Annotated in this window: 14 protein-coding genes; 12 read left to right on the forward strand and 2 right to left on the reverse strand. The window is 69.3% G+C overall.

Annotated features, from left to right (window positions below; all coding sequences use genetic code 11):
- The first annotated feature begins 26 nt into the window (after positions 1 to 26).
- The gene (gene prcA, locus OG729_RS31970; RefSeq protein ID WP_360884177.1) at positions 27 to 800 is read left to right on the forward strand and encodes a proteasome subunit alpha; all 774 of its coding nucleotides are present in this window, start codon (positions 27 to 29) and stop codon (positions 798 to 800) included.
- Between the two features lie 121 nt (positions 801 to 921).
- On the opposite strand, the gene OG729_RS31975 is transcribed toward prcA, so the two are convergent.
- Together OG729_RS31975 and OG729_RS31980 are read right to left on the reverse strand one after the other, a co-directional pair.
- Positions 922 to 1,977, reverse strand: coding sequence for a hypothetical protein (locus OG729_RS31975; RefSeq protein WP_405809377.1), 1,056 nt, complete (start codon positions 1,975 to 1,977; stop codon positions 922 to 924).
- A gap of 67 nt (positions 1,978 to 2,044) precedes the next feature.
- Positions 2,045 to 3,076, reverse strand: a complete 1,032-nt coding sequence (locus OG729_RS31980; RefSeq protein WP_405809378.1) for a LacI family DNA-binding transcriptional regulator — start codon at positions 3,074 to 3,076, stop codon at positions 2,045 to 2,047.
- Positions 3,077 to 3,198: 122 nt separating this feature from the next.
- On the opposite strand from OG729_RS31980, the gene OG729_RS31985 reads away from it, so the two are divergent.
- The 11 genes from OG729_RS31985 (at position 3,199) to OG729_RS32035 (ending at position 14,377) form a co-directional block, all read left to right on the forward strand.
- Positions 3,199 to 4,479, forward strand: a complete 1,281-nt coding sequence (locus tag OG729_RS31985; protein ID WP_405809379.1) for an MFS transporter — start codon at positions 3,199 to 3,201, stop codon at positions 4,477 to 4,479.
- A gap of 9 nt (positions 4,480 to 4,488) precedes the next feature.
- Entirely contained in the window at positions 4,489 to 5,850 is a 1,362-nt protein-coding gene (pafA, locus tag OG729_RS31990) for a Pup--protein ligase (RefSeq protein WP_215091400.1), read from the forward strand.
- A gap of 111 nt (positions 5,851 to 5,961) precedes the next feature.
- Complete coding sequence (locus OG729_RS31995; RefSeq protein WP_360884188.1) at positions 5,962 to 6,900, forward strand: FKBP-type peptidyl-prolyl cis-trans isomerase; 939 nt, start codon at positions 5,962 to 5,964, stop codon at positions 6,898 to 6,900.
- A 43-nt stretch (positions 6,901 to 6,943) separates the two neighbouring features.
- Positions 6,944 to 7,318: an FKBP-type peptidyl-prolyl cis-trans isomerase gene (locus tag OG729_RS32000; RefSeq protein WP_360884190.1), complete on the forward strand. Its 375-nt coding sequence runs from the start codon at positions 6,944 to 6,946 to the stop codon at positions 7,316 to 7,318.
- Positions 7,319 to 7,467: 149 nt separating this feature from the next.
- A complete protein-coding gene (locus OG729_RS32005) occupies positions 7,468 to 8,424 on the forward strand; it encodes a WYL domain-containing protein (RefSeq protein ID WP_360884193.1) in 957 nt (318 codons plus the stop codon).
- An 18-nt stretch (positions 8,425 to 8,442) separates the two neighbouring features.
- Positions 8,443 to 9,399 (forward strand): WYL domain-containing protein, encoded by a 957-nt coding sequence (locus tag OG729_RS32010; RefSeq protein ID WP_360884196.1) that lies wholly within the window; start codon positions 8,443 to 8,445, stop codon positions 9,397 to 9,399.
- A 24-nt stretch (positions 9,400 to 9,423) separates the two neighbouring features.
- Entirely contained in the window at positions 9,424 to 9,669 is a 246-nt protein-coding gene (locus tag OG729_RS32015; RefSeq protein ID WP_405809380.1) for a hypothetical protein, read from the forward strand.
- A gap of 20 nt (positions 9,670 to 9,689) precedes the next feature.
- Positions 9,690 to 9,884: a hypothetical protein gene (locus tag OG729_RS32020; RefSeq protein WP_360884202.1), complete on the forward strand. Its 195-nt coding sequence runs from the start codon at positions 9,690 to 9,692 to the stop codon at positions 9,882 to 9,884.
- Positions 9,885 to 10,104: 220 nt separating this feature from the next.
- Positions 10,105 to 10,392 carry a Sec-independent protein translocase subunit TatA gene (gene tatA / locus OG729_RS32025; RefSeq protein WP_360884205.1) on the forward strand — a complete coding sequence of 96 codons (288 nt, stop codon included), beginning with the start codon at positions 10,105 to 10,107 and terminating at the stop codon, positions 10,390 to 10,392.
- A gap of 109 nt (positions 10,393 to 10,501) precedes the next feature.
- Positions 10,502 to 11,392: a twin-arginine translocase subunit TatC gene (tatC, locus tag OG729_RS32030; RefSeq protein WP_405811363.1), complete on the forward strand. Its 891-nt coding sequence runs from the start codon at positions 10,502 to 10,504 to the stop codon at positions 11,390 to 11,392.
- Positions 11,393 to 11,548: 156 nt separating this feature from the next.
- Entirely contained in the window at positions 11,549 to 14,377 is a 2,829-nt protein-coding gene (locus OG729_RS32035; RefSeq protein WP_360884207.1) for a DEAD/DEAH box helicase, read from the forward strand.
- Positions 14,378 to 14,382 lie beyond the last annotated feature (5 nt).

Raw genomic sequence — 14,382 nt, forward strand, 5'->3', positions numbered from 1 at the left:
CACTGACAGAAAGGGACGGATAGCCGGTGTCGACGCCGTTCTATGTGTCACCCCAGCAGGCCATGGCCGACCGGGCGGAATACGCCCGCAAGGGCATCGCCCGTGGTCGCAGCCTCGTTGTGCTGCAGTACTCCGACGGCATTGTCTTCGTCGGTGAGAACCCGTCCCGTGCGCTGCACAAATTCAGTGAGATCTACGACCGCATCGGCTTCGCCGCAGCCGGTAAGTACAACGAGTACGAGAACCTGCGCATCGGCGGCGTGCGCTACGCCGACCTGCGCGGATACACCTACGACCGTGACGATGTGACGGCCCGCGGTCTTGCCAATGTCTACGCCCAGACGCTGGGCACCATCTTCTCCAGTGCGGCCGAGAAGCCGTACGAGGTCGAGCTGGTCGTCGCCGAGGTCGGCGACACACCGGACGGCGACCAGATCTACCGGCTGCCGCACGACGGATCGATCGTGGACGAGCACGGCTCGGTCGCGGTCGGTGGCAGTGCCGAGCAGATCAGCACCTTCCTCGACCAGCGGCACCGCGACGGGATGTCGCTGGCCGAGGCGCTGAAGCTGGCCGTACAGGCTCTGTCCAACCAGAGCAACGGCAGCGAGCGGGAGATCCCCGCGGATCGCCTCGAGGTGGCGGTTTTGGACCGTACGCGACCGCAGCAGCGGAAGTTCAAGCGGATCGTCGGACGGCAGCTGGCCCGTCTCCTTGAGGCCGACGGCGCCGCGTCGACCCCGACGGACGCACCGTCGGACATCGAGGACACCGAGGAGACGGAGGAGGGCGGGAAGTAGCCCTGCGGGGAGCTCCCACCACTGACGCGGCTGTGCCCCGGACCGCCCGTGCGGACCGGGGCACAGCCGTCTGCAGCCGGCTGAGCAGCCGTGTCTCCCGGCTTCGTGGCCATTCCGCGGGTCAGGGGAGCGCCCAGTGGTGGAGGCGTTGGCGGTCCCTGGTGAGCCAGGTCCCGTCGCCGAGCGGAGTCACGTCCCCGCCGACCGCCACCGGATACCGCACCCGGCCCAGCGGGCGGAGCGTCAGCGCGTCGCACAGCCAGTGACGGACCGCAACCGGCCGCCCCGGCAGATAGATCCGGCCGGTGACCAGGACCCGCGCGGTATCGATCAGGTACGCGCCCGCGAACTCGTCGTTGTCACGGTCGACCGCCAGCTCACCGAGATCGAAAAGACCCGACGGGTCGTCGGCCGTCACATCGTGCGAGGCGAGTTCGTCACGGTCGTCGTTGAAGGCGATCCCTTCGGCGCGGCGCAGCGTGAGCGCCCGGGACGCGTCCGGCAGGAAGCCGATCACCTCGCGCATCGACGTGCCGCCGCGGATGTGCAGCCCGTCGTGCCGCGGCTCAATCCACCAGGTCGACCAGCTGTACCAGGCCGTCCAGCAGGAGAGCGCGAGCAGCGAGCCGTCCGGATGCCACCGCTGCGTCACGTCCGAGGAAATCGCCGCGATGGGCCGGCGGGCCCGGACGTCGCCGGACGCGGCGTCGAGCAGCAGCAGGGTGTCCCGCGCATAGCGGTGCCGCGGCGGTTTGTCACTGATCAGCACGGTGCTGCGCTCGGCGGTGGCGAGCGTCGGCACGACGACGCTGATGAGCCTGCCGTCCGGGCTCACCGCTGGTGGTCCTGGTGGCCGGGGGTCCCGGTGGCCGCCGTGCCAGCGGGCGTGCAGCAGCTCCCAGCGGGTGCCGCCGTCGGGGCCCAGTGCACGGACCCTGGTGGCCTCGGCGACGACGATGGCACCGCCGGGCAGCGGGACCGCCGCAGTGTAGGGCGGCAGTCGCACGGACCGGGTGGGGGCGAGAGTCCCGGAGAGAAAGCTCTCCGCGTCGTGGATCTCCAGCCGCTCGTCGGTTCTGACGGCGAGCCGCCCCTCGGCCAGCGGTGTCACGGAGCCTGTCGCAGGGACCGTCCCGATCAGAGTCGCGTCGATCGGGGTCTCCGCCGTACTCGTCATGATCGTGATCGTTCCACGGCGGGTATCGCGGTCTCAAGGGCGCTGGCCCGGGTCCACACGTAAGAGGTCAGCCGACCGGTGCCGGTGCTGACGAGCCGCGCGCCACCAGCTCGACCGGGAGGTCGCCCTCCTCGGGCGGGCGGCCTTCGAGGACCGCGAGCAAAGCGGACATGCCGCGCTCGCCCACGCGTTCCGCGGGCAACCTGATCGTGGTGAGCTCGGGCTCCACGGCGGTGGCGAGCGCGAGGTCGTCGAAGCCGGTGACGGAGATGTCCTCGGGGACGCGCAGGCCCAGCCGTCGTACGGCCTTGCAGGCACCGGCGGCCAGGATGTCGTCGTCGCAGACGATCGCGGTGGGCCGGGCTCCGGGACCGGCCAGCGTCCGCTCGGTGGCCTCGCGGGCGCTGCCGACGTCCAGGGGCGCCGGGACGGTCCGTACGACGGCATCGGGGACGCTGCCCAGAGCCGTCGCGAGCGCCCGGGCCCGTACGTCGAAGGTCCAGGAAGTCACGGCCGAGGCGAGATGGACGAAGCGGCGGTGACCGAGGGCCAGCAGATGGTTTGTCATCTGCCGCATGCCGTCGGCGATGTCGAGGTTCACATGGGCCGCCGCCCCGGGATCGGCCGGGTCGCTGTCGAGCATCACCAGCGGGAGATCGCTGCCGCGGATGTCGGTCAGCGCCTCGGCGGCCATCGAGGAGGCGATCACACCGTCGAGCGCGGCCCGCGCCGAGGCGAAGGGGTCTCTGGCCGGGCCGACGCCCTCGGGTGAGGGATAGAGCACCACACCGAAGCCGTGCTCGGCGGCTACGGCGGCCGCGCCCGTGTAGACGCGGGCGAAGAACTCGTTGGTGAGGGCGGGGACGACGAGCAGCGCGGTCCTGGTCCGCCCGAGCCGCAGATTGCGCGCGGCGAGATTGGGCCGGTACCCGAGCTCCCGGGCGGCGTCCCGCACCAGATCGGCGGTCCGCTCGGAGACCCGCCCGCGCCACTTCTCACCGAGTACGAGCGAGACGGTGGCCTGCGAGACACCGGCGAGGCGGGCCACATCCCGGCTGGTGGGCCGCACGCCGCCGGGCGGGAGGGACCCGTGTGCCATCGATGCCGTCCTCAGCCCTTTGCCGTCCATGCGTCCGCGGTGGACCCGGGGACTGCCGACATGGTACGTATGACGGACGACGTTATACGTAAAACCTCGATTGCGGGGGTGAGGGGCAGAACATGGGCGCGGGAGCCACCGGCTACGCAGACATACTCAAGGCGCCGCACGCCACCCGGTTGCTCACCGGCACGCTCATAGGGCGGCTGCCCAATGCCACCGGCCCCGTGGCCATCGTCCTGTTCACCCGCGCCGAGGGCGGCAGCTACAGCCTCGCCGGAGGGCTCGCCGCCGTGTACGGCATAGCCACCGCGATAGGTCAGCCCCTCCTCGGCCGAGCCGTCGACCTGCGCGGACAGCCCCGCGTCCAGCTTCCCGCGGCCGTCGTCTCGGCACTCGGCATGGTGCTGCTCGCCGCCGCCGGGATCGGCGTGCTGCCACTCGCGTACGCGGCCGTCGCCGTCGCGGGCATCTTCACCCCGCCCCTCGAAGGCGGGCTGCGCGCCTTGTGGCCCAGCGTGCTGGGCGGCGAGGACCGGGTGCACCGGGCGTACGCCATGGACGCCGTCGCCCAGGAAATCATGTTCACCGTCGGCCCGTTGCTGGTCACCGTGCTCGTCTCGCTCTGGTCGGCCGGCGCCGCACTCCTCGTCATCAACGCCATCGGCGTGCTCGGCTCGCTGTCCGTCGTACTCTCCGAGCCCTCCCGCCGCTGGCGCTCCGCACCCCGCGAGGCCCACTGGCTGGGCGCCCTGCGCTCGCCCGGACTGCTCGCGCTCCTCGGGTCCTTCTTCTTCGTGGGCCTCGCGCTCGGCTCGATCACGGTCGCCGGAGTCGCGTACGCCGACGACCACGGCCGTGCGTCGGTGTACGGCTGGCTGATGGCCGCGCTCGGCCTCGGTGCGCTCATCGGCGGCGTGGTCTACGGCATGCGGCAGTGGGCCGGAGCGCCCGAGCGCCGGCTGCGGGCCATCGTCGCCCTCCTGGCCCTCGGCTATCTGCCGCTCGCTCTGACGCCGGGCGTGGCCGCCATGACCGTGCTCGCCGCCGTCTCCGGCGTCTTCCTCGCGCCCGCGATCGCATGCGCCTTCATCGTCGTGGACCGGCACGCCCCGAGCGGCACGGTCACAGAGGCTTTCTCCTGGCTGGTGACCACCTTCGGCGTCGGCGCCGCCGTCGGAACGGCTGTCGCGGGCCCGGCGGTCGAGCTCGGCGGGACCGCCTGGAGCTTCGCCGTCGCGGGCGCCGGAGGCATCGCCGCACTGCTGGTTCTGATGACCACTCAGCGGGTCCTCGCAGTTCCCGGCCACAGCATGGCCATCGTGGGTTCAATCTCGGACTCATCGGAAAATGATCGAAACGGTGCTGCCGAACCCGGTTTCAGCTCAGGCCGTGAGGCGTAATGTTCAGACATGGACCGCCGCATTTTCGGGCTGGAGAACGAGTACGGCGTCACGTGCACTTTCAGGGGACAGCGCCGACTGTCACCTGACGAAGTGGCGCGCTACCTCTTCCGCCGTGTTGTCTCATGGGGCCGCAGCAGTAACGTCTTCCTGCGGAACGGCGCCCGCCTGTACCTCGACGTGGGTTCGCATCCGGAATACGCAACTCCCGAATGCGACAACGTGACCGAACTGGTCACCCACGACAAGGCCGGCGAGCGCATTCTCGAAGGCCTGCTCGTCGACGCCGAACGCCGCCTGCACGAGGAGGGAATCGCGGGCGACGTCTATCTCTTCAAGAACAACACCGACTCGGCTGGAAACTCCTACGGCTGCCACGAGAACTATCTCGTCGCCCGCCATGGAGAGTTCTCCCGGCTCGCGGACATCCTCATCCCGTTCCTGGTCACCCGTCAGCTGCTGTGCGGCGCGGGCAAGGTGCTGCAGACTCCGCGCGGCGCCGTCTACTGCGTCAGCCAGCGCGCCGAGCACATCTGGGAGGGCGTCAGCTCCGCCACCACCCGCTCGCGCCCGATCATCAACACCCGCGATGAACCGCACGCGGACGCAGAGCGCTACCGCCGTCTGCATGTCATCGTCGGCGACTCGAACATGTCCGAGACGACGATGCTGCTGAAGGTCGGCGCGACCGATCTCGTACTGCGCATGATCGAGGCGGGCACCGTGATGCGCGATCTGACCCTGGAGAACCCGATCCGGGCGATCCGCGAGGTCAGCCACGACATCACCGGCCAGCGCAAGGTGCGCCTGGCCAGCGGACGCGAAGCCTCCGCCCTGGAGGTCCAGCGCGAGTACTACGAGAAGGCGGTGGACTTCGTCGAGCGGCGCGGGATCCGCACCGGCACCGTCGAGCAGGTCCTGGAGCTCTGGGGCCGCACCCTCGACGCGATCGAGGCGGAGGACCTCGACCGGATCGGCACCGAGATCGACTGGGTCATGAAGTACAAGCTCATCGAGCGGTACCGGGCCAAGCACAACATGACCATGTCGCATCCGCGCGTCGCCCAGATAGACCTCGCGTACCACGACATCCACCGCAGGCGCGGGCTCTACTACCTGCTGGAGCGCAAGGGACAGGCCGCCCGGATCTGCAACGACCTGAAGATCTTCGAGGGCAAGTCGGTGCCCCCGCAGACCACCAGGGCGCGGCTGCGCGGCGACTTCATCCGCCGGGCGCAGGAGCAGCGGCGGGACTTCACCGTCGACTGGGTGCACCTCAAGCTCAATGACCAGGCGCAGCGCACCGTGTTGTGCAAGGACCCGTTCCGGTCGGTCGACGACCGGGTGGAGAAACTGATCGCAGGCATGTAGCTCGTCAGGCTGAGTGGAACGCCACTCGGGCCCCGTACGTTCTCGTACGGGGCCCGTGGCACGCCCTAGAGTGTCCGGGACCTACTGTGCCGTCTGAGATCTGAGGAACACGTGCGCCGACTAGCCGGCCTTCTCGTCGTCCCCATGCTGCTGCTGTCGGCAGTGGCGTGCGGCAGTGACGACAAGGGCTCCGACTCCGCCTCCAAGACCTCACTGCCTGCGATCACCGCAGGCGCCAAGTTCGGCGAGAAGCCGACCCTGGCGAAGGGCGAAGGTGATCCACCCAAGGCGCTGAAGGTCGAGGTGATCAGCGAGGGCAAGGGCGCGAAGCTGAAGAAGGGTGACCCGGTCAAGGTCAACTACTACGGCCAGATGTGGGACTCCGCCAAGCCCTTCGACAACAGCTTCGACCGCAAGCAGCCCTTCGATCTCACACTCGGTGCCGGCGGCGTCATCCCGGGCTGGGAGAAGGGCCTGGAGGGCCAGAAGGTCGGCAGCCGCATCGAGCTGTCGATCCCGCCGGAGCTGGGTTACGGCGAAAAGGGCCAGGGCGAGATCAAGCCGAACGCGACGCTCGTCTTCGTCGTCGACATCCTGAAGTCGACCCCCGTACCGGTGTCCGCCAAGGGCACCGAGGTCGCCCAGGACAACATCGACCTGCCGAAGGTGGGCACCAACACCGACGGCCAGGCCCCCTCGCTGACCTTCCCCAAGAAGGCCGACCCGCCGAAGAAGCTCGTCTCCACCTATGTGATCGAGGGCACGGGCCCCGAGCTCACGGCGAAGGACACCGTCGTCGTGAAGTACGTGGGCTACCTGTGGGCGGGCGGCAAGAAGTTCGACAGCACCTACGACACCGGCAGGACCCAGACCTTCCCGCTGGCGCAGGTGACGCTGAAGGGCCTCAAGGACGGCCTCATCGGCAAGAAGGTCGGCAGCCGCGTGCTGCTGGTCATCCCGCCGGACCAGGCCTTCGGTGACCAGGAGCGGCAGGGACTCCCGAAGAACTCCACGCTGGTGTTCTCCATGGACCTTCTGACGAAGGTGTAAGACTGTCCCGGTTGCCCCGTTCATCATTTAGAGGAGCAGTTCAGTGAGCATCGACAAGCCCGAGATCGACTTCCCCGAGGGCCCGGCTCCCACCGAGCTCGAGATCGTCGATCTGTGGGAGGGCGACGGGCCGGTCGCGAAGGCCGGGGACACCGTCTCCGTCCACTACGTCGGCGTCGCCTACAGCACCGGCGAGGAGTTCGACGCCTCCTGGAACCGCGGCACTCCGCTGCAGTTCCAGCTCGGCGTCGGCCAGGTCATCGCCGGCTGGGACCAGGGCGTGCAGGGCATGAAGGTCGGCGGGCGCCGTCGGCTCACGATCCCCGCGCATCTCGCGTACGGCGACCGCGGCGCCGGTGGCGGCACCATCGCCCCCGGCGAGACGCTGATCTTCGTGTGCGACCTGGTCGCCGTCTGATCAGGTTCGGACGCTGATCACGTTCGGACACTGAGAGGGTCCATGCCACCCCCGGCTCCGTCCGGGGCCCGGCATGGGCCCTCGGCTTTTGCCCGGACAACGCGGAGCGGTACGGTCAACGCTCAGAAGCACTGTGAGGAAGGGCGTCGATGGCCATTGCCAAGGCCGAGCGGCTGATGAATCTGGCGCTGTGTCTACTGGGGACCCGCCGCCCGCTCAGCAAGCGCGAACTGCGCGGGTCCATCGAGGCCTATCTGGAGGCCGGTTCGGACGACTCCTTCAATCGGATGTTCGAGCGTGACAAGGACGATCTGCGCGAACTCGGCCTGGTCATCGAGACGGTGGACAACCTCGAAGGCGAGACCGGCTATCTCGCCCGCCGCGACTCCAACCGGCTGCCCGCCATCACGCTCGACGCCGAGGAGGCCGCCGCACTCGGCCTCGCCGCCAAGGTCTGGCAGCAGGCAAGGCTCGCCGGCGCGGCGAGTGGCGCCCTTCAGAAGCTGCGCGCGGCCGGCATGCCGGAGGCCGAGGACTCCTACGAGGCGCAGCACAGCGCCCTCGAACCCCGGATCCCCGTCCACGAGGCCGCCTTCGAACCGCTGATGCTCGCCTGCCGCGACCGGCGGCCCGTCGTCTTCGACTACCGCAAGGCGAATGCGGCCCGCCCCGAGCCCCGCCATGTCGAGCCCTGGACGCTGGAGTGCTGGCGCGGCCACTGGTATCTGGCGGGCTGGGACCGTGACCGCGGCGCCGAACGCGTCTTCCGGCTCTCCCGCATCACCGGCAGGGTCCGCTCCCGCGCCGGCTCCTTCACCGCGCCCGTGCCCGACGTGGTGACCGTCCGGGAGACCGTCGAATCCTGGGCGGGGGAGACCGCAACCCGTTCTGCGCGGATCCGGCTGCGCACCGACTGCGGCTATCCGCTGCGCTCCAGGGCCCAGTCGATACGGGAACTCGGGGACGGCTGGGACGAGTTGGAGATTCCGTACGGGCATGGGCTCGACGCCTGGCTGGTGGAGTTCGGTCCGGACGTCGTCGTGCTGGAGCCCGCGGATCTGCGGGCGGATGTCCTGGACCGGCTGCGCGCCGTGGCCAAGGGCTGAGGGGGACTCGTACACACCATGGCCGCCAACGCCATTGACCAGACCCGGCGGATGCTCTCGCTGGTGACCTATCTCCGCGAGCGCCCCGGTGCACGGGTCAGCGACGTCGCCCGCGCCTTCGGGATCACCGAGGACGAGCTGATCTCCGACCTCGATGTGCTGCCCATGTGCGGCACGAGCTTCCGCGGCGGCGATCTGCTCGACATCGACACCGACGGCGACCGCATCTGGTGGCACAACGCGGACGATGTCGCCGAGCCACTGCGGCTCGCCGCCGACGAGGCGACCGCGCTGCTGGTCGCCGCGCGCGCCGTGGCCACGCTGCCGGGGCTGCGCGAGAGCGACCGGGACGCGCTGGTGCGGGCCACCGCCAAGCTGGAGGCCGCGGCGGGCGAGACGGCCGGGGCCAGCTCCCGGCTCTCGGTGACCTTCGAGTCCGAGGGCGGCGTCTTCGCCGATGTGGACCGCGCCATCTCGGAGCGGCGCCGGCTGTGGCTCAAGTACTACTCGCCCGCGCGCGACGAGCTCACCGAGCGCGAGGTCGACCCGATCCGGCTGTTTGCCGTGGGACATACGTATATGGAGGGCTGGTGCCGGCTCTCCGAGGCGCGCCGCACCTTCCGGCTGGACCGGGTGGCGGAGATCAGACTCCTCGACGCACCTGCGGCGCCGCCCGAGATCGAGCTGCGGGATCTGTCTGAGGGGCTGGTTCAGCCGTCCGCGGACGACCCCGAGGTGGTGGTCGAGGTCGGCCCCGGCGGGCGATGGGTCGCGGAGTACTACCCGCACGACAGCGCTGAGGAGCTGCCCGAGGGTGGCCTGCGCATCACGCTGCGTACGCCTGATCCGACCTCGCTGCGACGGCTCGCCCTGCGGCTGGGGCGGGACGGGCGGATCGTCTCGCCCCAGGATCTGGCGGACAGCGCCCGGCAGGCGGCGCGCGAGGCGCTCGCGGCCTATGACGGTCAGGAATAGGGAGATCCGTACAACATGTCTCTGATGTCAGGGATCGCTACGCCCAAGGCGCCGGTGCTCTTCAAGGCCGGCTGCCCCGACTGCCGTGCCCGCTTCGAGCTCTCGGCGGGAGCGCTGCGGCTGGCGATCGGCGGCAGCCGCCGTACCACCTTCTACTCCTTCACCTGCCCCGAGTGCGGATCGGCCGTCCGCAAGCCGGCCGGGGAGCGCATTGTCGAACTTCTCACCGGCGGCGGCGTACGGACGCTGCGGCTGCACTCCACCCTCTAGAGACGGTCTAGGCTCTGCGCATGTTCTGGCCCATGCTCGCCATTGCCCTCGGTTTCCTCGGGATCGCCGTGCTCGGCGTGCTCGGCATCCGGGTCTTCCTGGAGGCCCAGCGCCTGGGCCGCGAGGTGGCCCGCACCACCGAGAAGATCAATCGGGCGGCGGAGGACCTGGAGCGGGCGGCGACGGATCTGGCCCGCAGTGGCCAGGCTCTGTGACTGTCCGGGTGCGCTCTGATGTGCGGGTGGTCCGGGCGGTAGGCTCCTGGCCGTAGCGGCCCGACAGAGCGAGCAGGGGCTGCAATCGTGCGTATGCACAGGCATTGCCCGGTGTTTACTCCTGCGGGTTACGATCGCTAGTAGCGCGGAGGCCAGACATTTGTTTGTCCGGCAGTCGGGCACGAGACACACTGTCGCCTCGGTGAAGAAGGTAAAAGCTATGGGTAGGCTCGGCCCCACCGAGATCATTCTCATCCTTGTTGTCATCGTCCTGCTGTTCGGCGCCAAGAAGCTTCCGGACATGGCCCGTTCGCTGGGCAAGTCGGCCCGAATCCTCAAGAGCGAGGCCAAGGCCATGAAGTCGGACGACGCGCAGAGCGCCCCGGCCGACCCGCCGCAGCCGGGCGCAGCCCAGGACCAGCCCGCGCCGCGCACGATCCAGGCCGCGCCCGGTGATGTGACCAGTTCACGTCCCGTGACCGAGCCGACCGACACCACCAAGCGCTGACCCTGGGCCGCCGCAGGCACCGAGAAGCACGGTGAAGGCCTGCCGCACGAGATGAGGACGTGGGTTGCTCAAGTCTGCCCGCAAGCAGGAGAAGGACCCCGAGGGGCGGATGCCCCTGGTGGAGCACCTGCGAGAGCTTCGCAACCGGCTCGCGAAGGGACTGCTCGCTGTTACGGCGGTCACGATTGTGGCCCTCGTGTACAGCGAGGAACTCATGCAGTTCCTGACCAAGTCGGTGCCCAAATGCCCGCCGGGCGTCACGAGCGACGGCGGCAATTGCGCGATCGTCTCCTTCAACACGTTGATCGCGCCGTTCAGCACGACGATCCAGCTGAGCTTGACGACCGGTCTCGTCATCGCGAGTCCGGTCTGGTTGTACCAGCTCTGGGCGTTCGTGGCACCCGGACTGCACAAGAACGAGAAGCGGTACACATACGCCTTCGTCGCCGCGGCGGTACCGCTGTTCTCCGCCGGTGCCTACCTTGCGTATCTCATCCTGCCCGTCAGCGTGAAGGTTCTGATCAGCCTGACGCCGAACGGCTCGGCGAACATCCTGTCGCTCGGCGACGTCCTCGACTTCACCCTGCGGATGGTGCTCGTCTTCGGGCTCGCCTTCGAGCTGCCTCTCGTGCTGGTGATGCTCAACCTCACGGGTGTTCTCAGCGGCCGGCGCATGGCTCGGTGGTGGCGCGGCGTCATCATGGGTGTCTTCGTCTTCGGCGCAGTGATCACCCCGACGACGGACCCGATCGGCATGCTCGCGCTGGCCGGGCCGATCAGCATCCTGTACTTCATGGCCGTCGGCTTCTCGCTCCTGAACGACAAGCGCCGGCGCCGCAATGACCCGGACGCAGAGCTGGACGACGACGAGGCCTCGGAACTGGACCTGACGCCCGAGGCGATCGGCGCGAGGGAGCCCGTGTCTGCAGCCCCTGCGCTGCCGGAGCAGTCGAAGGGTGATCAGTCGCACCGGCTGAACGGCTACGACGACGTCACGTGATACGCGGAATGTGATCGGAACATGACGAAGGCCCACCGGCGAGTCGGTGGGCCTTCTGCGTGGACGGACCCTCGTACGGCGGCAGCATGCGGGTACCTGGGCCTTCAATTAAAGATCCGCTCACTGTCAGAGGCGCCGGGTAGGCTCGTCAACAAGATGACCGAGGACCTCTCACCCGCCGAGCGCTACGCCGCCGCCCGCATCCGCGCTGTTGAGGAGGCCACTGCGCTGGCCCCCTTCCGTGCGATGTACGAATTCGATCTGGACCCGTTCCAGATCGAAGCCTGTCAGGCCCTGGAAACGGGCAAGGGCGTGCTCGTTGCGGCGCCCACCGGCTCCGGCAAGACCATCGTCGGCGAATTCGCCGTCCACCTCGCCCTTCAGCAGGGCCGCAAGTGCTTCTACACCACCCCCATCAAGGCGCTCTCCAACCAGAAGTACACCGACCTGGTTCGGCGTTACGGCGCGGACAAGGTCGGCCTGCTCACCGGCGACAACAGCGTCAACTCCGAGGCGCCGGTGGTGGTGATGACCACCGAGGTGCTGCGCAACATGCTCTACGCGGGCTCGCAGTCGCTGCTCGGACTCGGCTATGTCGTGATGGACGAGGTGCACTACCTCTCCGACCGCTTCCGTGGCGCCGTCTGGGAGGAAGTGATCATCCACCTCCCCGAGTCGGTGACCCTGGTGTCACTCTCGGCGACCGTCTCCAATGCCGAGGAGTTCGGCGACTGGCTGGACACCGTCCGCGGCGACACCGAAGTGATCGTCTCCGAGGAGCGGCCCGTGCCGCTGTGGCAGCACGTCATGGCAGGCCGCCGGATGTACGACCTCTTCGAGGAGGAGACCGACCACGGCGGCCGCGGCGTCGGCAGGCGCGAGGTCAACCCCGATCTCGTCCGCCTGGCGCGGATGGAGAACCAGCGCACGTACAACCCCAGGGACCGCCGCCGCGGCAAGATGGTGCGCGAGGCCGACCGCGAGCGTGAGCGGCGCCAGCGCAGCCGGATCTGGACGCCGGGGCGGCCCGAGGTCATCGAGCGGCTCGACGCGGAAGGGCTGTTGCCCGCGATCACCTTCATCTTCAGCAGGGCGGGCTGCGAGGCCGCCGTGCAGCAGTGTCTTTACGCCGGACTGCGGCTCAACGACGACGAGGCGCGGCTGAAGGTGCGCCGGATCGTCGAGGAACGCACCGCCGCCATTCCCGGCGAGGACCTCCATGTCCTCGGCTACTACGAGTGGTTGGAAGGTCTTGAGCGTGGTATCGCCGCGCACCATGCCGGCATGCTGCCGACCTTCAAGGAGGTCGTCGAGGAGCTCTTCGTACGCGGACTGGTGAAAGCCGTCTTCGCCACCGAGACGCTGGCGCTCGGCATCAACATGCCTGCCCGCTCGGTGGTGTTGGAGAAGCTCGTCAAGTGGAACGGCGAGCAGCACGCCGACATCACCCCCGGTGAGTACACCCAGCTCACCGGCCGGGCCGGGCGCCGCGGTATCGATGTCGAGGGCCACGCCGTCGTGTTGTGGCAGCGCGCCATGGATCCGGAAGCGCTCGCCGGACTCGCGGGCACCCGCACCTACCCGCTGCGCTCCAGCTTCAGGCCCTCGTACAACATGGCCGTCAATCTGGTGCAGCAGTTCGGGCGGCACCGCTCGCGCGAGCTGCTGGAGACGTCGTTCGCGCAGTTCCAGGCGGACAAGTCCGTCGTCGGCATCTCCCGCCAGGTGCAGCGGAACGAAGAGGGCCTTGAGGGCTACCGCGAGGGCATGACCTGCCACTTGGGGGACTTCGAGGAGTACGCGCGACTGCGCCGCGATCTCAAGGACCGCGAGACGGATCTGGCCAAGCAGGGTGCGGCGCAGCGGCGGGCCGCGGCCGCCACGTCGCTGGAGAGGCTGAAGCCGGGCGATGTCATCCACGTCCCCACCGGCAAGTTCGCGGGTCTTGCGCTCGTCCTCGACCCGGGGATCCCGGCGGGCCGGACCAACGGACACCGCGGATTCGAGCAGCACGACGGTCCGCGGCCGCTGGTGCTGACCGCCGAGCGGCAGGTCAAGCGGCTGGCGTCGATGGACTTTCCGGTGCCGGTCGAGGCGCTGGAGCGGATGCGGATCCCGAAGTCCTTCAATCCGCGCTCGCCGCAGTCGCGCCGCGATCTTGCCTCCGCGCTGCGGACGAAGGCCGGGCACATCGTGCCCGAGCGGCACCGCAAGCAGCGGGCCGAGGCCGCGGACGACAGGGAGATCGCGCGACTGCGGGCGGAGCTGCGCGCACACCCGTGCCACGGGTGCGACGAGCGCGAGGACCATGCGCGCTGGGCGGAGCGCTACCACCGGCTGCAGCGCGACACCCGGCAGCTGGAGCGGCGCATCGAGGGCCGGACGAACACCATCGCCCGCACCTTCGACCGGATCGTGGCGCTCCTGACCGAGCTGGACTATCTGCGCGCAGACGAGGTGACCGAGCACGGCAAGCGGCTGGCGCGGCTGTACGGGGAGCTGGATCTGCTGGCGAGCGAATGCCTGCGGGCGGGCGTGTGGGAAGGCCTCAGCCCGGCCGAACTGGCTTCGTGCGTCTCGGCGTTGGTGTACGAGTCGCGGCAGTCGGACGACGCGGTGGCGCCCAAGGTCCCGGCGGGCAACGCGAAGGTCGCGCTCGGCGAGATGGTCCACATCTGGGGCCGCCTGGACGCGCTGGAGGAAGAGTTCAGGATCAACCAGGCGGAGGGGGTCGGACAGCGCGAGCCGGATCTCGGCTTCGCCTGGGCCGCGTACGAGTGGGCCTCGGACAGGAGCCTCGACGAGGTGCTGCGCGAGGCGGAAATGCCTGCTGGTGACTTCGTGCGGTGGTCGAAGCAGGTCATCGATGTGCTCGGGCAGATCGCGGCGGCGGCGCCGCGCGAGAACAGCACCGTCGCGAAGAACGCGCGCCGGGCTGTCGACGCGATGCTGCGGGGAGTGGTGGCGTACAGCTCGGTCGGCTGAGCGGG

The organism is Streptomyces sp. NBC_00210, from assembly GCF_045160975.1.
Taxonomy (GTDB): Bacteria; Actinomycetota; Actinomycetes; order Streptomycetales; family Streptomycetaceae; genus Streptomyces.